The organism is Pseudomonas sp. S2_E01 (assembly GCF_054668365.1).
Genome location: NZ_CP162762.1, coordinates 1224885 through 1243897, shown reverse-complemented (window position 1 = coordinate 1243897; position 19013 = coordinate 1224885). Strand labels below are relative to the sequence as shown.

Sequence of the window (19013 nt, the reverse complement as noted above, 5' to 3'; positions counted from 1 at the left end):
GCACACGGGTTTACTTGAGCCCGCCAAAACGTCTGTAGAAGCTCTCGCCGACATCCGGCAACGGCCCATCGGCGGTTTCCAGCGCACTGTTCAACCATTCTTCGGCCTTGGCGTAGATCAGCCGATAGATATTGCGACACAACTGCCGGGCGGCCCGTCCTTCCCAATCGCCGGGCAACAACTCATCCGGCAGTTGTGGGTCACGCAACAGCAATTTGCGGTACTCGTGAATAAGCAGGACACGTGCCAGGAAGCAGTCCGACGGTTGCAGGTTTTCCTGCTCGCGAAGCGCTTGCCAGAGCGGTCGGAACAACTGGATGAACTCGCTGTAATGGGCCGCCAGCTCCTCGATGTTCCAACTCTCGCGCACCTGCAGACGCAGGGCCTTGGAGGCCAGTACATCCTGCGCCGTGGTTTCGAAAACGATGGTGTCTTCCTGTGCGCCAAGGTCGAGCAACGTCGCATTGAGGTCTGAACGATCACTGCGCGGGCAAGCCAGCACCGCCGGCGAGATCGCACCAAAACCTTGCCACTCCAGTTCTTCACGCACCTGTTTGCGCTTGTCCTGGGTCAACTGGGTCAGCATCACCAGGCACCAGGAACCGTCCCAGGCCGGGACGCTGGAGCTGTAGACCCGCTTGAACGCCTTGTCGAAACGCCGCCGACCAGTGCCGGTCAGGCTGTAGTAGCTGCGTCGACCGACCTTTTCGGCGGTCAGCCAACCTTCCTTGGTCAGGCGGAAGATCGAGGTGCGGATCAGGCGTTCATTGATGCCGATCGGTTCGAGCAATTGAATCAGGCTGCCCAGCCACACCGTACCGCCATGGGGTTCGATGGCATCCCCGTATAGCGTGATGATCAGGGAACTGGCGCGGATCGGCGTCTGTTCCTGGAAGCGGGTAATCAGTTGGTTCAGGGGTGTCAGGGACGACATGGGCGTACCGAGCGAAAAAAGAAATGGAATATACCGAAAGTTTGCCTGTTGATCTCACCGACCCTGTAGGAGCGAGCTTGCTCGCGATGAGGGACTGCCAGCCAACCTCTCTGGCACTGACCCACCGCAATCGCGGGCAAGCCCGCTCCTACAGTGTCATTTGGCGCTGCCTTTGGGCCGCAACCCCCGATCGGCGATCCGCGGCCGATCCACTTCCGGCTCAGCCAGCGGTTCGCACACCTGCATCTGCTCCAGGCAGCGCTTCGCCAACTGCTGATATTCGCGAGTGCCCGCCTGTTTCCACGCCACTTCCTGATCGCTGAGCGCGCGCTTGACGCTCGCCGGTGCGCCCATGATCAACGACTGCTCCGGGCCTTCGAACCCGGCCTTGACGAACGCCGCCGCCGAAACGAACGAACGTGCACCGATGCGCGCGTTGTCCATCACCACCGCATTCATGCCCACCAGCGCGTCGGCGCCAATCCGGCAGCCGTGCAGCACAGCGCCATGGCCGATGTGGCCGTTGCGCTCGACCACTGTGTCGCTGTCCGGAAAGCCATGCATCACGCAGGTGTCCTGCACATTGGCGCCCTCCTCCAGGACGATCCGCCCGAAGTCTCCACGCAGGCTGGCCAGCGGCCCGACATAACAGTGGGGACCGACGATCACGTCACCGATCAGGACGGCCGAGGGGTGGACATAGGCGGTCGGATCAACCACCGGGGTCAAGCCATCGAGGCTGTAGCAGGTCATGGGCGATTCCCTTTCGAGGCATTCACAAAGCGATGCCGATATATGAACATTTTGTATCACATCACTTTTGATAGAACAAATAACAAAAGCGGTATCGCTTAGGAAATCACGCCAAACGACCGCTGGTCGGCCTCGCAAAAACCCGTAAAACACCCGTAAATTAGGCTTAAACGGCTTGATCTAAAGCGGCCTTTGGCCCTTCATGAAAAGCCAACGAACAACTAATAGGACACATTAAATCAATTCTTATGTTGATTTTACGTATCATATTGACGATATACTCCGACCAAACCGGCACACCTTGCCGATCCAATAATGAGCCGGCCGTTCAGCCGAGCGTGCACCGTGAGGGCATCCGCCATGCCTCTAACCCTTGCTGTCGACTTCATCGAGCCGGGCGTCCGCCTGATCACCCTGCAACGCCCACAAGCGTTGAACGCCCTTAACACCGAACTGCTCGGTGAACTGGCTGATGAACTGAACGCGGCCCAGGCCGATCCCGACACCCGTGCGGTGGTCCTGACTGGCAGCCGCAAGGCCTTTGCCGCCGGCGCCGACATCAAGGAAATGGCGGAACGCAACCTGGTGGGCATCCTCGATGACCCGCGCCAAGCGTCCTGGCAAACCATCACCCGTTTCAACAAACCACTGATCGCCGCCGTCAATGGCTTCGCCCTGGGCGGTGGCTGTGAATTGGCAATGCACGCCGACATCATCGTGGCCGGCGAAGACGCCCGCTTCGGCCAGCCGGAAATCAACCTGGGAATCATGCCCGGCGCCGGTGGCACCCAACGTCTGCTGCGCGCCGTGGGTAAATCCCTGGCCATGCAAATGGTCCTCACCGGCGAGCCGATCGACGCCCGCCAGGCCCAGCGCGCCGGACTGGTCAGCGAAGTGACACAGCCGGAATTCACTGTTGATCGCGCCGTACAGATCGCCGCCAGCATCGCCAACAAAGCGCCGCTGGCGGTGCGACTGGCCAAGGAAGCGCTGCTCAAGGCCATGGACACAGACCTCGCCAGCGGCCTGCGCTTCGAGCGCCACGCTTTCACCGTGCTGGCCGGCACCCGCGATCGCGACGAAGGCATCGCCGCGTTCCAGGAAAAACGCATGCCGACCTTCACCGGCCAGTAACCCCTTACAAAAAAGCGACCGACCTCCAAGAGAGCGCCAAGACCATGAACTTCGAACACATCCTGTTTTCCATCGAGGCCGGCGTCGCCCTGCTCAGCCTCAATCGCCCGGACCAGCTCAACAGTTTCAACGCGCAGATGCATGGCGAAGTCAAGGAGGCGCTGAAGCAGGTTCGACAGAGTCCAGACGTTCGCGTGCTCCTGCTGACGGGTGAAGGCCGAGGCTTCTGCGCCGGCCAGGACTTGAGCGACCGCAACGTCGCCCCGGGCGCTGCTGTGCCGGATCTGGGCGAGTCCATCGGGAAGTTCTACAACCCGCTGATCCGCCAACTCCGCGACCTGCCGCTGCCGGTGATCTGCGCGGTCAACGGCGTGGCGGCCGGTGCCGGTGCCAACATCCCGCTGGCCTGCGACCTGGTGCTGGCAGCGCGTTCGGCCAGCTTCATCCAGGCGTTCTGCAAGATCGGCCTGATCCCCGATTCCGGCGGCACCTGGACCTTGCCGCGCCTGGTCGGCATGGCTCGCGCCAAGGCCCTGGCCCTGCTCGGCAACCGTTTGAGCGCCGAACAGGCCGAGCAATGGGGCCTGATTTACCGCGTGGTGGACGATACCGACCTGCGCGAGGAAGCCCTGACCCTCGCCCGTCACCTGGCCACGCAACCGACCTATGGCCTGGCCCTGATCAAGCGCAGCCTCAACGCCGGCCTGAGCAACACGTTCGATGAACAGCTTGAGCTGGAGAAAGACCTGCAACGCCTGGCCGGACGCAGCGAGGACTACCGCGAAGGCGTCAGCGCCTTCATGGAAAAACGCAGCCCAAGTTTCAAGGGGCGCTGAATCATGACCGCTCTGAATATCAACGCACGCATCGCGGTCATCGGCGCCGGCGCCATGGGCGCCGGTATCGCCCAGGTCGCGGCACAGGCCGGTCACTCGGTGCTGTTGCTGGACAACCGCCCAGGCGCCGCCGCGCAAGCCATCGAAGGCATTGACCGACAACTGGGCAAGCGCGTCGACAGCGGCAAGCTGCCGGCCGAATCACGCAGCGCAACCCTCGGTCGCCTGCACGCCGTGGAAAGCATCGAAGCACTGGCCGATTGCGACCTGATCATCGAGGCCATCGTCGAGAACCTCGAGGTCAAGCGTGCATTGTTCCGCCAACTCGAAGAGCTCTGCGACGAACACTGCATCCTCGCCAGTAACACCTCGTCGCTGTCGATCACCAGTATTGCCGCGCAACTGCGTCACCCACAGCGCCTGCTGGGCCTGCACTTCTTCAACCCGGCGCCGGTCATGGCGCTGGTGGAGATCGTCTCGGGCCTGGCCAGCGATCCGGCCCTCGCCGAATGCTTGTACGACACGGCCAAAGCCTGGGGGAAAAAACCGGTGCACACCCGCTCGACCCCAGGTTTCATCGTCAACCGCGTGGCTCGGCCGTTCTATGCCGAAAGCCTGCGCCTGTTGCAGGAAGGCGCGGCAGACTGCGCGACCCTGGATGCCTTGATGCGCGAGGCCGGCGGTTTTGCCATGGGCGCGTTCGAGCTGACCGACCTGATCGGCCACGACGTCAACTACGCCGTGACCCGCTCGGTGTTCGACGCCTATTACCAGGACACGCGCTTTTTGCCGTCACTGATCCAGAAGGAACTGGTGGATGCCGGCCGCCTGGGCCGCAAGAGCGGACAAGGTTTTTACAGCTATGCCGAAGGCGCGGTTCGCCCGCAGCCGGCATCAATCCGTAGTGGCCAGAATGTTGCCACCTGCACGGTCGAAGGTGACCTCGGCATCGCGGGCGGCCTGGTCCCGCGCCTGCGCGATCACGGTATCGAGGTCATCCAGCGCGATGGCCGCGGCCTGCTGCGGGTGGGCGATGCGGTGCTGGCCCTGAGTGACGGGCGCATGGCCTGCCAACGCAGCCGCGAAGACGGCCTGCGCAACCTGATCCTGCTGGATTTGGCCGGCGACTACGCCAGGGCCAGCCGACTGGCGATCAGTTGCGCCACCGACATCGACCCGAGCGCCCTCGAACAGGGCGTGGCCCTGCTGCAACAGGCCGGGCTCACCGTCAGCCAGCTCAGCGACAGCCCGGCCCTGGCCGTGTTGCGCACCGTGGCCATGCTCGCCAACGAAGGTGCCGACGCGCTGCTGCAAGGCGTGGCCTCGGCCGCCGATATCGATCTGGCCATGCGCGCCGGGGTCAACTACCCGCAAGGCCCGCTCGCCTGGGCGGACAGCATTGGCCTGGCGCACATCCTCAAGGTACTGGAAAACCTGCAAGCCAGTTATGGCGAAGAACGCTACCGACCGTCGCTGCTGTTGCGTCGCCGCGTGGCCGAAGGGAGAACCTTGCATGACTAATCATGAAGCGATGAACCTGGCAAGCGCCTGCGCACAAGCGTTGTTCAGCCGCGACAACGCCAGCCAGGCCATGGGCATGCGCCTGCTGTCCGCCGGCCCAGGCTGCGCACGCGTCGGCATGACGGTACGCGACGATATGGTCCAGGGCCATGGCACCTGCCACGGCGGCTACCTGTTCGCCCTCGCCGACTCGGCGTTCGCGTTTGCCTGCAATAGCTACAACGAGGCCACGGTGGCCATCGGTTGCAGCATCGACTACATCGCCCCGGCGCGCCTGGGCGACACCCTGACCGCCGATTGTATCGAGCAAAGCCGTTCCGGCCGGACCGGCAACTACGACGTACGTATTGAAAACCAACAGGGCCAGCTGATCGCGCTGTTCCACGGCAAATCCTACAAAGTGCGCGGCGCTGTGCTGACGCAGGAGACTCCCAATGAATGATGCCTTGATCATCGATGCGGTGCGCACCCCCATCGGCCGCTACGCTGGCGCCTTGAGCAGCGTGCGTGCCGACGACCTCGGCGCGGTGCCGCTGCGCGAGCTCGTGCGTCGTCACCCGCAGGTGGACTGGGCGCGCGTCGACGACGTGGTCTACGGCTGCGCCAACCAGGCCGGCGAAGACAACCGCAACGTGGCACGCATGTCGGCACTGCTGGCCGGGCTGCCAGTCAGCGTGCCAGGCACCACCCTCAACCGTCTGTGCGGTTCGGGCCTGGACGCCATCGGCAGCGCGGCGCGGGCGATCCGTTGCGGCGAGGCCGGGTTGATGCTGGTGGGCGGCGTCGAGTCGATGTCCCGTGCGCCGCTGGTCATGGGCAAGGCGGAGCAGGCGTTTTCCCGCGACGCACAGGTTTACGACACCACCATCGGCTGGCGTTTCGTCAACCCGTTGATGAGCAAGACCTGGGGCATCGACTCCATGCCGGAAACCGCCGAGAACGTTGCCGAGCAGTTCAACGTGTCCCGCGCCGACCAGGACGCCTTCGCCCTGCGCAGCCAGCAACGCGCCGCAGCCGCCCAGGCCAGCGGGCGACTGGCCAAAGAGATCGTTGCGGTCGAAATCCCCCAGCGCAAGGGCCCGGCCAAAGTCGTCGAGCACGACGAGCACCCGCGTGGCGACACCACCCTTGAGCAATTGCAGAAACTTGGCACGCCGTTCCGCGAAGGCGGCAGCATCACCGCCGGCAATGCCTCCGGGGTCAACGACGGCGCCTGCGCGCTGCTGCTGGCCAGCCCGCAAGTGGCACGACGGCACGGCCTGAAGGCCCGCGGGCGGGTGGTCGCCATGGCCACCGCCGGCGTCGAACCGCGAATCATGGGCATCGGCCCGGTGCCCGCGACCCGCAAGGTGCTGGAACTGGCCAACCTGAGCCTGGCCGACATGGACGTGATCGAGCTCAACGAAGCCTTCGCCGCGCAAGGCCTGGCGGTGTTGCGCGAACTCGGCTTGAGCGACACCGACCCACGGGTCAACCCGAACGGCGGCGCGATTGCCCTTGGCCATCCACTGGGCATGAGCGGCGCGCGACTGGTGACCACCGCCCTGCACGAGCTTGAGGAACGGAAGGGGCGCTACGCCCTGTGCACCATGTGCATCGGCGTCGGCCAGGGCATCGCGCTGATCATCGAGCGACTGTCCGACTAAAGAACCGCGATTCCCGAGGAGCCGAGAGGTATCCTTGACACATGCACTCAAAGCCCCGCTGCGGTGGGGCCGAAACACAAAAATAATTCGAGTGAAGATATGAACATGCCAATTGCCAACGCCGTGCTTGATCCTGTGCTGGACCCGCTGGAAACCGCCAGCATCGACGAACTGCGCAGCCACCAGCTCGATCGCCTGCGCTGGAGCCTGAACCACGCCTACAACAACGTGCCGCTGTACCGCCAGCGCTTCGATGCCCTGGGCGTGCACCCCAATGACATCCGCTCCCTGCAAGACCTGGCGAAGTTTCCCTTCACCACCAAGTCCGATCTGCGCGACAACTACCCATATGGCATGTTTGCCGTGCCGATGCCGGAAGTGGTGCGCCTGCACGCCTCCAGCGGCACCACCGGCAAACCCACCGTCGTCGGCTATACCCAGAACGACATCGATACCTGGGCCAACGTGGTCGCCCGCTCGATCCGTGCGGCGGGTGGCCGACGCGGTGACAAAGTGCATATTTCCTACGGCTACGGCCTGTTCACCGGCGGCCTTGGCGCGCACTACGGCGCCGAACGCCTGGGCTGCACGGTGATCCCGATGTCTGGCGGGCAAACCGAGAAACAGGTGCAACTGATCAAGGATTTCCAGCCGGACATCATCATGGTCACGCCGTCCTACATGCTCAACATCGCCGATGAGCTCGAGCGCCAGGGCGTCGACCCGCACAAACTCGCCTTGCGCCTGGGCATCTTCGGCGCCGAACCGTGGACCGGCGAGCTGCGCAGCGCCATTGAACAGCGCCTGGGCATCACCGCGCTGGATATCTACGGCCTGTCGGAAATCATGGGCCCGGGGGTCGCCATGGAATGTGCCGAGACCAAGGATGGCCCGACCATCTGGGAAGACCACTTCTACCCGGAAATCATCGACCCGGTCACAGGCGAAGTGCTGCCGGACGGGCAAATGGGCGAGCTGGTGTTCACGTCGCTGAGCAAGGAAGCCCTGCCGATGATCCGCTACCGCACCCGCGACCTGACTCGCCTGCTGCCGGGTACGGCCCGACCGATGCGACGCATCGACAAGATCACCGGACGCAGCGACGACATGCTGATCATCCGTGGCGTCAACGTGTTCCCGACGCAGATCGAAGAGCAGGTGCTGAAAGTCAAACAACTTGCCGAGTGCTACGAGATTCATTTGTATCGCAATGGCAACCTGGACAGTGTCGATGTGCACGTCGAACTCAGGGCCGACCAGCAGCACCTGGGCGACGAGGCACAGAAAGCGGTTTGCGCCGAACTGAGCCGGCACATCAAGACCTACATCGGCATCAGCTCGCGGATCGTTCTGCAGCCGTTCCACTCCATCAAGCGCTCCGAAGGCAAGGCCTGCCACGTCATCGACAACCGCCCCAAAGCATGACTGCTGCACCTTTTGAGCCCCGCGATGCGGGGCTTTTTTTTGCCCCTTCATTGCTAGACCCGCACCCCTCTGTAGGAGCGAGCATGCTCGCGATGGAGCTAGGAGCACCGCGGGGTATCAGGCTTCCCGCGTCATCGTTGACGACCATCGCGAGCATGCTCGCTCCTACAGTAAAGGGGGACGGGATGGCGCAAAACCAACCACTCATCCCAAAGCGATACAAAAACATATACGACACGATATTTTCTGTTTGATATTAAATTCTGTATCGCTTATAAAGTTCTCCATGCCCTCGATCAGATTCAAGGCGGGAGAACCCCCATGTACGCACAGCTTGTAGAAACCGGCGTCAAGCGCATCAAGGACCTGTCGGAGATGTCCGAACAGGAACGCGCCTTCCAGGAAAAAATCGATTCGGAAATCAAGATCGAAGCCAAGAACTGGATGCCGGATGCCTATCGCCAGACGTTGATCCGGCAGATATCCCAGCACGCTCATTCTGAAATCGTCGGCATGCTGCCTGAAGGCAACTGGGTGACCCGCGCGCCCACGCTCAAACGCAAGCTGCAATTGATGGCGAAGATCCAGGACGAAGCCGGCCACGGCCTGTACCTGTACAGCGCCATGGAGACCCTGGGCGCAGACCGCGACGAAGAGATCGCCAAGCTGCACAGCGGCAAGGCCAAGTATTCGAGCATTTTCAACTACCCGACCCTGAACTGGGCCGACATGGGCGCCGTGGGCTGGCTGGTGGATGGCGCGGCCATCGTCAACCAGGTGGTGCTGCAGCGCACCTCCTACGGGCCCTATTCCCGGGCGATGATCCGCATCTGCAAGGAAGAGAGCTTCCACCAGCGTCAGGGCTACGAAATTCTCCTGACCATGATGCGTCACGGCACCCAGGCGCAAAAAGACATGGTCCAGGATGCGATCAACCGTCTTTGGTGGCCGTCACTGATGATGTTCGGCCCGAGCGACGAACACTCGCCGAACAGCGCGCAATCCATGGCCTGGAAGATCAAGCGCCAGAGCAACGACGAACTGCGCCAGCGTTTTATCGACCAGACCATCCCCCAACTGGAGCTGCTGGGCTGCACCTGCCCCGACCCGGACCTCAAGTGGAACGCCGAGCGCGGCCACTACGACTTCGGCGAAATCCAGTGGAGCGAATTCTACGAAGTGCTCAAGGGCAACGGCCCGTGCAATACCGAGCGCGTCGCCACCCGGCGCAAGGCCCTTGAAGACGGCGCCTGGGTACGCGAAGCCGCCGTCGCCCACGCCCGCAAAAAACAAAACAAGAACGCCGCCTGAGCCGGCCCGAACCCTCTGTAGGAGCTGGCTTGCCAGCGAGGCGGCCTAAAGGGCAGCAGTGATCTCACTGAGGTCATCGCGGGCAAGCCCGCTCCTACACAGAGCAACCGATGTGGAGAACTGAAATGTCCGAGTGGACCCTCTTCGAAGTCTTCGTGCGCAGCAAGCACGGTCTCAATCACAAGCACGTCGGCAGCGTGCATGCCGCCGATACCACCATGGCCATCGAGAACGCGCGCGAGCTCTACACCCGCCGCAGCGAAGGCGTGAGCCTGTGGGTGGTGCCGTCGGCCATGATCACCGCCTCGTCGCCGGATGAAAAAGATCCGCTGTTCGATCCCTCGGACGACAAGGTCTATCGCCACGCCAGCTTTTACGAGCTGCCGGCCGAAGTCGGGCATATGTGAGGTCGACCATGAACATCAAGACCGATCTGATCGAATACCTGCTGCGCCTCGGTGACAGCGCCCTGATCCAGGGCCAGCGCCTGTGCCAATGGTGCGGCAAGGCTCCGGCGCTGGAAGAAGAACTGGCGCTGATGAACGTCGGCCTCGACCTCGTCGGCCAGGCGCGCAACTGGCTGGAATACGCCGCCGAGCTGCTGGATGACGGCCGCGACGCCGATCACCTGGCGTTCCGCCGCGACGAGCGCGCCTACCGCAACCTGCTGCTGGTGGAACAACCCAACGGCGACTACGCGGTCACTATCCTCAAGCAGTTCCTCTACGACGCCTGGCACCTACCGGTGCTGCAGGGCCTGAGCCAATCCAGCGATGAGCGCATCGCCGGGATCGCCGCCAAGTCCGTGAAGGAAGTCACCTATCACCTGCGCCGCTCCAGCGAATGGGTCGAGCGCCTGGGTGACGGCACCGAGGAAAGCCACCAGCGCATGCTCGCGGCGATCCCGGAAGTCTGGCGGTTCACCGTGGAACTGATCGCCGCCGATGACAGCGAACAGCGCCTGCGCACAGCCGGCATCACGCCGGACATCGCCAGCATCGCCGCGGCATGGCAAGCCCGTGTCGAAGCGACTTTCGCCAGCGCCACCCTGCCCGTTCCGGCTGCCGCGAACTACTTCTACCTCAACGCCCGCAAGGGCCTGCACACCGAGCACTTGGGCATCCTGCTGGCCGAGATGCAGTTTTTGCCACGAGCGTACCCCGATGCAACCTGGTGACCTGATCGCCAGCGACCTCGGCGCCCGGCCGGCACAACCGACCGACCTGGCGGCCGCATGGTCGATCCTGTGCGAAGTCATGGACCCGGAAGTGCCGGTGGTCAGCGTCGTCGACCTGGGGATCGTGCGCGATCTCGATTGGCAGGCGGGGCATCTGCACGTGGTGGTCACGCCGACCTACTCCGGCTGCCCGGCCACCGAAGTCATCGAAAGCGACATCCGCGATGCGCTGGAGCACGCGGGCTTTCGCGCGCCGCAACTGGAGCGCCGGCTGACCCCGGCATGGACCACCGACTGGATCAGCGCCAGCGGTCGTGAGCGCCTGCGCGCCTACGGCATCGCGCCGCCCGAAGGCAGCACCAGCAAGCGCAGCCTGCTCGGCGAAAGCCCGCGGGTGCTGTGCCCGCAATGCGGCAGCGCCCACACCGAGGTGCTCAGCGAGTTCGGTTCCACCGCCTGCAAGGCCTTGTATCGCTGCGTCGATTGCCGCGAGCCGTTCGACTATTTCAAGTGCATCTGAGCGGCCAATGACCGCCTCAGCTGGAGAACAACAATGAGAATGAGCAAATTTCATAGCCTGACCATCAAGGACGTGCGTGCCGAGACCCGCGATGCGGTGTCCATTGCCTTTGAGATCCCACAGGACTTGCAGGACAGCTTCCACTTCAAGCAGGGCCAGCACCTGGTGATGCGCACGCAACTGGATGGCGAAGAGGTGCGTCGTTCTTACTCGATCTGCACCGGTATCAACGACGGTGAACTGCGCATTGCGGTCAAGCGTGTGGTCGGTGGGCGTTTTTCCGCCTTCGCCAATGAACACCTGAAAGCCGGGCACACCCTGGAAGTCATGCCGCCGGCCGGTCATTTCAGTGTCGAACTGGACCCGAGCCGCCACGGTAACTACCTGGCCGTCGCGGCCGGCAGCGGCATCACGCCGATCCTGTCGATCATCAAGACCACCCTGGAAACCGAGCCCCACAGCCGCGTCACCCTGCTGTACGGCAACCGCTCCAGCGCAGGCGCCCTGTTTCGCGAACAGCTCGAAGACCTGAAGAACCGCTACCTGCAACGCCTGAACCTGATCTTCGTCTTCAGCCGCGAGCAGCAGGACGTCGACCTGTACAACGGCCGGATCAATGCCGAGAAATGTGAGCAGCTGTTCTCCCGCTGGCTTGACGTCAAGGCCCTGGACGCGGCGTTCATCTGCGGCCCTCAGGAAATGACCGAAACCGTACGCGACAGCCTCAAGGCCAAGGGCCTGGCGCCCGAGCGCATCCACTTTGAATTGTTCGCCGCCACCGACAGCCAGCAAAAACGCGAGGCCCGTGAAGCCGCCCGCCAGGTGGACGCCGCCGTCAGCCAGATCACCGTCATCAGCGACGGCCGTGCCCTGGCGTTCGATCTTGCGCGCAACACCCAGAGCATCCTCGATGCCGGCAATGCCCAGGGTGCCGAACTGCCCTACTCGTGCAAGGCCGGCGTGTGCTCGACCTGCAAGTGCAAGGTCATCGAAGGCGAAGTGGAAATGGACAGCAACCACGCCCTGGAAGACTACGAAGTCGCCGCCGGCTACGTCCTGTCCTGCCAGGCCTTCCCGATCAGCGACAAGGTGGTGCTGGATTTCGATCAGCTCTGATCCAAAACCCTGTAGGAGCGAGCATGCTCGCGATGGTCGCCAACGATAACGCTGGCAGCCTGGCAACCCGCGGTGCTTGATCCACCATCGCGAGCATGCTCGCTCCTACAGGGAACTGTGTTTCACCCACGACAAAAACAAAAAACAAGAGAGCGTGCCATGACCCCACAAGACATCGAACTCATCCAGCAGCACCCCGCCTTCAAACAACTGGTGCGGCGCAAACAGAAGCTCTACTGGTCGCTGTCGTTGATCATGCTGGTGATCTATTTCGGTTTTGTCCTGCTGGTGGCGTTCTCGCCGGCCACCCTTGGCCAGTCGCTCAATGGCGGCGTGACCTCGGTGGGCATGCTGGTGGGTGTGGTGGTGGTGATCCTGGCGTTCGCCCTCACCGGGTTTTATGTCTATCGCGCCAACCACGTGATCGACCCGCTCAACGACAAACTCAAGCAGGAGTGCGCCCAATGAGCCGGCTCCTGGCATTATTCCTGCTGCCATTGGCCATCGTCACCGACTTCGCGGTGGCCGCCGAGAGTGCGGCTCGCCCGCTGAACTGGAATGCCATCGGCATGTTCCTGGTGTTCGTACTGTTTACACTCGGCGTGACCCGTTGGGCCGCCTTGCGCACTCGTTCGGCCAGCGACTTCTACACCGCCGGCGGCGGCATGAGCGGCTTCCAGAATGGCCTGGCGATTGCCGGCGACATGATCTCCGCCGCCTCGTTCCTGGGCATCTCGGCCATGATGTTCCTCAATGGCTACGACGGCCTGCTCTACGCTTTGGGCGTATTGGCCGGCTGGCCGATCATTCTGTTCCTGATCGCCGAACGCCTGCGCAACCTGGGCAAATACACGTTTGCCGACGTGGTGTCCTACCGCCTGGAGCAGACCCCGGTGCGCCTGACCTCGGCCTTCGGCACCCTGACCGTGGCCCTGATGTACCTGGTGGCGCAGATGGTCGGCGCCGGCAAGCTGATCGAATTGCTGTTCGGCATCGACTACCTCTATGCGGTGATGCTGGTCGGCGTGCTGATGGTGTTCTACGTCACCTTCGGCGGCATGCTCGCCACCACCTGGGTGCAAATCATCAAGGCGGTGATGCTGCTGTTCGGCACCAGTTTCATGGCGTTCATGGTGCTCAAGCATTTCGGTTTCAGTACCGAAGCGATGTTTGCCGGCGCCACCGAAGTGCACGCCAAGGGCACCGCGATCATGGCGCCGGGCGGCTTGCTGTCCAATCCGATCGACGCGATCTCCCTGGGGCTGGGCATGATGTTCGGCACCGCTGGCCTGCCGCATATCCTGATGCGTTTCTTCACCGTCAGCGATGCCAAGGAAGCGCGCAAAAGCGTGTTCTACGCCACCGGTTTCATCGGTTACTTCTACCTGCTGCTGATCGTCGTCGGCTTCGGCGCCATCGTCATGGTCGGCACCGACCCGTCGTACCGAGACGCCAGCGGCTCGATCATCGGCGGCGGCAACATGGTCGCGGTCCATCTGGCACAAGCGGTGGGTGGCAACCTGTTCCTGGGGTTCATCTCGGCGGTAGCGTTCGCCACCATCCTGGCGGTGGTTGCAGGCCTTGCCCTGTCCGGCGCCTCGGCCGTGTCCCACGACCTCTACGCTTGCGTGATCCGTAAGGGCCAGGCCAGCGAACAGCAGGAAATGCGCATGTCGCGCATCGCCACCCTGTGCATCGGCGTGCTGGCGATCATCCTTGGCCTGTTATTCGAATCGCAGAACATCGCCTTCCTCTCCGGCCTGGTACTGGCCATCGCCGCCTCGGTGAATTTCCCGGTGCTGTTCCTCTCGATGTACTGGAAAGGCCTGACCACTCGCGGTGCGGTGCTGGGCAGCCTGATGGGGCTGGTTTCGGCAATCGTCCTGCTGGTGCTGAGCCCGGCGGTGTGGGTCAACGTCCTGCATCACGACAGGGCACTGTTCCCGTATTCCAACCCCGCACTGTTTTCCATGAGCCTGGCTTTTTTCAGCGCCTGGCTGTTTTCCGTCACCGACCGTTCGCCACGTGCCGCCCTCGAGCGCGGCCGTTACCTGGCGCAGTTCATCCGTTCCATGACCGGCATCGGCGCCTCGGGCGCGAGCCAGCACTAACCCTCCTATTTGCCAACCCGGAGCAATCCAGATGTCTCACGTTGCCACACTGCAAAGCTTCATCGCCGGTCGCTGGATCGGCCAACACGGCGCACAGATCCTGCGCAGCGCCCTCGACGGCCACGAGATCGCCCGCACCCACGAAGAACGCCCGGACTTTGCAGAAGCCATCGAGCACGGCCGTCGCCAGGGCGTCAGCGGCCTGATGGCGCTGGACTTCCAGCAACGGGCCCAGCGCCTGAAAGCGCTGGCCCTGTACCTGAGCGAGCGCAAGGAACAGCTTTACGCGATCTCCCACCACAGCGGCGCCACCCGCGCCGACAGCTGGATCGACATCGAGGGCGGCAACAGCACGCTGTTCACCTACGCCAGCCTCGGCTCACGGGAATTGCCATCGGGCAACGTCGTGCACGAAGGCCCGGCGCTGCAACTGAGCAAACTGGGCAGCTTTGCCGGCACCCACATCCTGGTGCCGCGTGGCGGTGTCGCGGTGCACATCAACGCCTTCAACTTCCCGATCTGGGGCATGTTGGAAAAGTTCGCCCCGAGCTTTCTCGCCGGCATGCCGTGCATCGTCAAGCCGGCCAGCGCCACCAGCTACCTGACCGAAGCCGTGGTGCGCCTGATGGACGAGTCCGGCCTGTTGCCCACCGGCAGCCTGCAACTGATCATCGGCGGCACCGGTGACCTGCTCGACCGCCTGCAAGGCCAGGACGTGGTGACGTTCACCGGCTCCGCCGACACCGCCGCCAAGCTGCGGGTCAACCCGAACCTGATCCGTAACTCGGTGCCGTTCACCGCTGAAGCCGACTCACTGAACTGCGCGATCCTGGCCCCGGATGTCAGCCCGGACGACGAAGAGTTCGAGCTGTTCGTCAAGGAAGTCGCCCGGGAAATGACCACCAAGGCCGGGCAGAAATGTACCGCCATCCGCCGCGCCATCGTGCCGGCCAAACACATCGATGCGGTGGCCTCGCGCCTGCGTGATCGCTTGGCCAGGGTGGTGGTCGGCGACCCGTCGGTGGAAGGCGTGCGCATGGGTGCGTTGGCCTCCCATGATCAGCAAAAAGACGTGGCCGAACGCCTGGAAGCCCTGTTGCAGAGCAGCGACATGCTGTTCGGCGCACGCGATGGTTTCGAGCCACGCGGCGACAATGTCGATAAGGGTGCGTTCTTTGCCCCGACGCTGTTGCAGGCCCGCGATCCGCATGCCGAAGGCGGCGCCCACGACATCGAGGCGTTCGGTCCGGTCAGCACCCTGATGGCCTACGACGACCTGGACGAAGCCCTGGCCCTGGCCGCCCGTGGCAAGGGCAGCCTGGTGGCCAGCCTGGTGACCAAGGACCCGTTGATTGCGGCCAAAGCCATTCCAGTCGCCGCGGCATTGCACGGCCGCCTGCTGGTACTCGACCGCCACTGCGCCGGCGAATCCACCGGCCACGGCTCGCCGTTACCGCAACTCAAACACGGCGGCCCGGGTCGCGCGGGTGGCGGTGAAGAACTCGGCGGCCTGCGTGCCGTGAAGCATTACCTGCAACGCGCGGCGGTCCAGGGCTCGCCAACCATGCTGGCGGCGGTCACGGGCGAATACGTGCGCGGCGCCCAGGTCATCGAGACCGAGGTGCATCCATTCCGTCGTTACTTCCAGGACCTGCAGATCGGCGAATCGCTGCTGACCCACCGTCGCACCGTGACCGAAGCGGACCTGGTGAACTTCGGTTGCCTGTCAGGCGATCACTTCTACATGCACTTCGATGACATCGCGGCCAAGGAATCGCAATTCGGCAAGCGCATCGCCCACGGCTACTTCGTGCTGTCGGCCGCCGCCGGGCTGTTCGTTTCGCCAGCGCCCGGCCCGGTGCTGGCCAACTATGGCCTGGACACCCTGCGTTTCATCAACCCGGTGGGCATCGGCGACACCATCCAGGCGCGCCTGACCTGCAAACGCAAGATCGACCAGGGCAAGAAGAGCCCGCAAGGCATCCCGCAAGGGGTGGTGGCGTGGGATGTCGAAGTGACCAACCAGCTGGGAGAGCTGGTGGCCAGTTATGACATTTTGACGTTGGTGGTGAAGCGCGAGGGTTGATCCTCAATTTGTGGTGAAGTTGATGGCCTCATCGCGGCGGTGCGACGATTCGACAAGCCCGCTCCTCTGTAGGAGCGGGCTTGCCCGCGATGAGGCCATCACATTCAATAAAGACCCTAATGCCTGCGCAACCACTCGATAAACAGCGCAAACAACTCGGACTGCGACCCCACTTCAAGCTTCAGGTACAGGTTCTTGCGGTGCATGCGCACCGTCTCCGGCGAGATGTTCAATTGGCTGGCCGTGGACTTCACCGAATGCCCGCGCAACACCATATGCGCCACTTCACGCTCGCGCTCGGTCAGCAAATCGCTGCCAAAATGCTCGAACGCTGACTGCACCCGCTGCTTGAGATCGTCACGGCCACTCGCCTCCTGATCCGCACGATGCTGCAAGCCACGCTGGCCGAACTCAGCGATGAACTCACGCACCAACGGCTCGACGGCGCGCAACAGGTTCAGTTGCTCAACCCGCAGGCTTTCCCCGCCAAAGCCCTGGAACAGGCTCACGGAAATTTGTGTGTCGTTGCCGGTGTCCACCAGATAAAAACTGTCTTCGGAACTGCCGGCCTTCAAGTAGTAAGTCTTGTAGTACTCGCTGTCGAAGAAGTTGTCCGGGGCGATTTCCTCCAGGTGATAGAAGCCTTCGGCCAAGCCCTGCCCCACCGCCAGGCAGAAGGGGTCCAACAGGTAGCCGCCGGAAAAATAGCGCTCCAGCAGCGACACCCGGTATTGCTCCGGGATGCCCTGCTGATACAGCAACTGGGGCGCGCGGTCCTTGTGTTCCAGGCTGATCATCACCGACTCGATTGACACCAGATGGCCGAATGCCGAGGCCAGATGGCGCAGCGCGTCGGGCTCGTCGATGTGGGCGAAAGCCTTGCGCACTTCGGCATGCCATTTATGCAAGGCACCGAAAGGCAAGGCGATCAAGGTGTCATCGTTGGGTTTGCTCATGCCCCGCAGTCTAGCGGGTGAACCGAGCCCCCGTAAGCGGCTCGAACTCATTGGCCGGCGTACTGACCGCTTTGTTCAAGCTCGGCCGCCACCTCGAGAATGCACACCCGCAAGGTTTCGACGATTTCATCCACCTGGGCATGCGTGAGGATCAGCGGCGGCGACATCACGTTGAGGTGCATGATCGGCCGTACCAGCAAGCCCCGCGTCTGCGCCCGTGAATGAATGCGCTCACCGATGTTGATCTCGTCGGCAAACAGCGCCTTGGTGCGCTTGTCGGCGACGAACTCGACGCAGGCCATCAGCTTCTCGCAACGCACGTCGCCCACCAGCGGCAAGCCGCTGAGCGTGGCCAGACGCTGTTCCAGGTAGCTGCCAACCTCCTCGACATGCTCCAGCAGGTTTTCCCGCTCGATGATCTCGATGTTCTTCAGGGCGGCGGTGCAGCACACCGGGTGGCCGCTGTAGGTGAAGCCGTGGGTGAAACAGCGGCCCTTGCCCGGCTCGGCGATGACTTTCCAGATGCGGTCGGAAAAGATGCACGCGCCCAGCGGCAAGTAGGCAGACGTCAGGCCCTTGGCCGTGGTGATGATGTCGGGCTGCACGTCGAACACGTCCTTGGAGGCGAAGAATTTGCCCAAGCGCCCGAACGAGGTCACCACTTCATCGGCGACGAAAAGGATGTCGTAGCGCTGACAGACTTCCCACATACGCTTCAGATAACCCTTGGGCGGAATGATCACCCCACCCGAGCCCATGATCGGCTCGGCGAAGAACCCGGCGACCTTGTCCGCGCCGATGGCGAGGATCTTGTCTTCGAACTCCTCGACCAGGAATTCGAGGAATTGCCCTTCATCCATGCCGTCCGGTGCACGGTACGGGTTGGGGTTGGACACGTGGTGGATCAGGTCGTTGGCATAGTCGAACTCCGGCACCCGGTCGGCGGCCTTGTTACCGATCGACATGGTCAGCGTGGTGGAGCCGTGATAGGCGTTGAAGCGCGCGATGATGTGCTTCTTGTCCGGCTTGCCCCGGCAGTTCTGGTAGTACTGGATCAGGCGGTACGCAGTGTCCACCGCGGTTGACCCGCCGGTGGTGAGGAACACGTGGTCCAGGTCCCCCGGCGCCAGGCTGGCGAGTTTTTCGCACAACTGGATGGCGACGTTGTTGGTCATGTCGCAGAACGGGTTCGAATAGGCCAACTGGCGCACCTGGTCGGCGATGGCCTGGGCCATTTCCTCGCGACCCAGGCCGATGTTCGTGCACCACATGCCTCCGACGGCGTCGAGAAAACGGTTGCCCTGGGTGTCGTAGATGTAGGCGCCATCACCGGCGACGATATTCAGGGCGCCCTGTTCGGCATGCTCGTCGAACATGTGGTAGCCGTGCATGTAGTGCGCTTTATCGGCTTTGGTCAGCCGCGATTCATCGGCGGCGGACATTACGTCATGCGTTGGAGTAGCCATACAAAAACCTCGAACCTGTTG

Annotated in this window: 18 protein-coding genes; 14 read left to right on the top strand and 4 right to left on the bottom strand. The window is 63.0% G+C overall.

Translation table 11 applies throughout. The annotated features are described in order from the left end of the window. Positions 1-10: 10 nt before the first annotated feature. Together paaX and paaY are read right to left on the bottom strand one after the other, a co-directional pair. Entirely contained in the window at positions 11-934 is a 924-nt protein-coding gene (gene paaX, locus AB4O36_RS05635) for a phenylacetic acid degradation operon negative regulatory protein PaaX (RefSeq protein WP_460122339.1), read from the bottom strand. Between the two features lie 156 nt (positions 935-1090). Further along, positions 1091-1687 carry a phenylacetic acid degradation protein PaaY gene (paaY, locus tag AB4O36_RS05630; RefSeq protein WP_460122337.1) on the bottom strand — a complete coding sequence of 199 codons (597 nt, stop codon included), beginning with the start codon at positions 1685-1687 and terminating at the stop codon, positions 1091-1093. A 360-nt stretch (positions 1688-2047) separates the two neighbouring features. Here paaY and paaF point away from each other — a divergent pair, with 360 nt between their 5' ends. The 14 genes from paaF to paaZ all read left to right on the top strand — a co-directional run bounded on the left by paaF (position 2048) and on the right by paaZ (position 16570). Continuing rightward, positions 2048-2821 carry a 2,3-dehydroadipyl-CoA hydratase PaaF gene (gene paaF / locus AB4O36_RS05625; protein ID WP_460122335.1) on the top strand — a complete coding sequence of 258 codons (774 nt, stop codon included), beginning with the start codon at positions 2048-2050 and terminating at the stop codon, positions 2819-2821. Positions 2822-2865: 44 nt separating this feature from the next. After that, entirely contained in the window at positions 2866-3657 is a 792-nt protein-coding gene (paaG, locus tag AB4O36_RS05620; RefSeq protein WP_460122334.1) for a 2-(1,2-epoxy-1,2-dihydrophenyl)acetyl-CoA isomerase PaaG, read from the top strand. A 3-nt stretch (positions 3658-3660) separates the two neighbouring features. After that, the gene (paaH, locus tag AB4O36_RS05615; protein WP_460141205.1) at positions 3661-5178 is read left to right on the top strand and encodes a 3-hydroxyacyl-CoA dehydrogenase PaaH; all 1518 of its coding nucleotides are present in this window, start codon (positions 3661-3663) and stop codon (positions 5176-5178) included. After that, the gene (paaI, locus tag AB4O36_RS05610; RefSeq protein WP_460122330.1) at positions 5171-5620 is read left to right on the top strand and encodes a hydroxyphenylacetyl-CoA thioesterase PaaI; all 450 of its coding nucleotides are present in this window, start codon (positions 5171-5173) and stop codon (positions 5618-5620) included. Before paaH ends, paaI begins: the two co-directional genes overlap by 8 nt. Further along, entirely contained in the window at positions 5613-6824 is a 1212-nt protein-coding gene (gene pcaF / locus AB4O36_RS05605; RefSeq protein WP_460141204.1) for a 3-oxoadipyl-CoA thiolase, read from the top strand. The genes paaI and pcaF overlap by 8 nt, the downstream gene beginning before the upstream one ends. A 99-nt stretch (positions 6825-6923) precedes the next feature. After that, the gene (gene paaK, locus AB4O36_RS05600) at positions 6924-8249 is read left to right on the top strand and encodes a phenylacetate--CoA ligase PaaK (RefSeq protein WP_460141203.1); all 1326 of its coding nucleotides are present in this window, start codon (positions 6924-6926) and stop codon (positions 8247-8249) included. 321 nt (positions 8250-8570) lie between these two features. Then, positions 8571-9560 carry a 1,2-phenylacetyl-CoA epoxidase subunit PaaA gene (gene paaA, locus AB4O36_RS05595; protein ID WP_460141202.1) on the top strand — a complete coding sequence of 330 codons (990 nt, stop codon included), beginning with the start codon at positions 8571-8573 and terminating at the stop codon, positions 9558-9560. Between the two features lie 125 nt (positions 9561-9685). Then, entirely contained in the window at positions 9686-9967 is a 282-nt protein-coding gene (paaB, locus tag AB4O36_RS05590) for a 1,2-phenylacetyl-CoA epoxidase subunit PaaB (protein WP_460122323.1), read from the top strand. An 8-nt stretch (positions 9968-9975) separates the two neighbouring features. Further along, the gene (paaC, locus tag AB4O36_RS05585; RefSeq protein ID WP_460141201.1) at positions 9976-10737 is read left to right on the top strand and encodes a 1,2-phenylacetyl-CoA epoxidase subunit PaaC; all 762 of its coding nucleotides are present in this window, start codon (positions 9976-9978) and stop codon (positions 10735-10737) included. Then, the gene (gene paaD / locus AB4O36_RS05580) at positions 10724-11257 is read left to right on the top strand and encodes a 1,2-phenylacetyl-CoA epoxidase subunit PaaD (RefSeq protein WP_460141200.1); all 534 of its coding nucleotides are present in this window, start codon (positions 10724-10726) and stop codon (positions 11255-11257) included. The genes paaC and paaD overlap by 14 nt, the downstream gene beginning before the upstream one ends. 39 nt (positions 11258-11296) lie before the next feature. Next, on the top strand, positions 11297-12373 hold the full coding sequence (gene paaE / locus AB4O36_RS05575) for a 1,2-phenylacetyl-CoA epoxidase subunit PaaE (RefSeq protein WP_460122317.1): 1077 nt from the start codon (positions 11297-11299) through the stop codon (positions 12371-12373). Between the two features lie 159 nt (positions 12374-12532). After that, on the top strand, positions 12533-12841 hold the full coding sequence (locus tag AB4O36_RS05570; protein ID WP_460122315.1) for a DUF485 domain-containing protein: 309 nt from the start codon (positions 12533-12535) through the stop codon (positions 12839-12841). Then, positions 12838-14484: a cation acetate symporter gene (locus AB4O36_RS05565; protein ID WP_460122313.1), complete on the top strand. Its 1647-nt coding sequence runs from the start codon at positions 12838-12840 to the stop codon at positions 14482-14484. The genes AB4O36_RS05570 and AB4O36_RS05565 overlap by 4 nt, the downstream gene beginning before the upstream one ends. Before the next feature lie 31 nt (positions 14485-14515). After that, positions 14516-16570 carry a phenylacetic acid degradation bifunctional protein PaaZ gene (gene paaZ, locus AB4O36_RS05560; RefSeq protein WP_460141199.1) on the top strand — a complete coding sequence of 685 codons (2055 nt, stop codon included), beginning with the start codon at positions 14516-14518 and terminating at the stop codon, positions 16568-16570. 116 nt (positions 16571-16686) lie between these two features. On the opposite strand, the gene AB4O36_RS05555 is transcribed toward paaZ, so the two are convergent. Together AB4O36_RS05555 and AB4O36_RS05550 are read right to left on the bottom strand one after the other, a co-directional pair. Further along, entirely contained in the window at positions 16687-17526 is an 840-nt protein-coding gene (locus AB4O36_RS05555) for a helix-turn-helix transcriptional regulator (protein WP_460122309.1), read from the bottom strand. A 47-nt stretch (positions 17527-17573) separates the two neighbouring features. Continuing rightward, positions 17574-18992: an aminotransferase gene (locus AB4O36_RS05550; protein WP_460141198.1), complete on the bottom strand. Its 1419-nt coding sequence runs from the start codon at positions 18990-18992 to the stop codon at positions 17574-17576. Positions 18993-19013: the final 21 nt, after the last annotated feature.

Bases quoted from the DNA above. Each gene is read 5' to 3' on its own strand.
- paaX (WP_460122339.1), bottom strand. From the start codon at position 934: ATGTCGTCCCTGACACCCCTGAACCAACTGATTACCCGCTTCCAGGAA.
- paaY (WP_460122337.1), bottom strand. From the start codon at position 1,687: ATGACCTGCTACAGCCTCGATGGCTTGACCCCGGTGGTTGATCCGACC.
- paaF (WP_460122335.1), top strand. From the start codon at position 2,048: ATGCCTCTAACCCTTGCTGTCGACTTCATCGAGCCGGGCGTCCGCCTG.
- paaG (WP_460122334.1), top strand. From the start codon at position 2,866: ATGAACTTCGAACACATCCTGTTTTCCATCGAGGCCGGCGTCGCCCTG.
- paaH (WP_460141205.1), top strand. From the start codon at position 3,661: ATGACCGCTCTGAATATCAACGCACGCATCGCGGTCATCGGCGCCGGC.
- paaI (WP_460122330.1), top strand. From the start codon at position 5,171: ATGACTAATCATGAAGCGATGAACCTGGCAAGCGCCTGCGCACAAGCG.
- pcaF (WP_460141204.1), top strand. From the start codon at position 5,613: ATGAATGATGCCTTGATCATCGATGCGGTGCGCACCCCCATCGGCCGC.
- paaK (WP_460141203.1), top strand. From the start codon at position 6,924: ATGAACATGCCAATTGCCAACGCCGTGCTTGATCCTGTGCTGGACCCG.
- paaA (WP_460141202.1), top strand. From the start codon at position 8,571: ATGTACGCACAGCTTGTAGAAACCGGCGTCAAGCGCATCAAGGACCTG.
- paaB (WP_460122323.1), top strand. From the start codon at position 9,686: ATGTCCGAGTGGACCCTCTTCGAAGTCTTCGTGCGCAGCAAGCACGGT.
- paaC (WP_460141201.1), top strand. From the start codon at position 9,976: ATGAACATCAAGACCGATCTGATCGAATACCTGCTGCGCCTCGGTGAC.
- paaD (WP_460141200.1), top strand. From the start codon at position 10,724: ATGCAACCTGGTGACCTGATCGCCAGCGACCTCGGCGCCCGGCCGGCA.
- paaE (WP_460122317.1), top strand. From the start codon at position 11,297: ATGAGCAAATTTCATAGCCTGACCATCAAGGACGTGCGTGCCGAGACC.
- AB4O36_RS05570 (WP_460122315.1), top strand. From the start codon at position 12,533: ATGACCCCACAAGACATCGAACTCATCCAGCAGCACCCCGCCTTCAAA.
- AB4O36_RS05565 (WP_460122313.1), top strand. From the start codon at position 12,838: ATGAGCCGGCTCCTGGCATTATTCCTGCTGCCATTGGCCATCGTCACC.
- paaZ (WP_460141199.1), top strand. From the start codon at position 14,516: ATGTCTCACGTTGCCACACTGCAAAGCTTCATCGCCGGTCGCTGGATC.
- AB4O36_RS05555 (WP_460122309.1), bottom strand. From the start codon at position 17,526: ATGAGCAAACCCAACGATGACACCTTGATCGCCTTGCCTTTCGGTGCC.
- AB4O36_RS05550 (WP_460141198.1), bottom strand. From the start codon at position 18,992: ATGGCTACTCCAACGCATGACGTAATGTCCGCCGCCGATGAATCGCGG.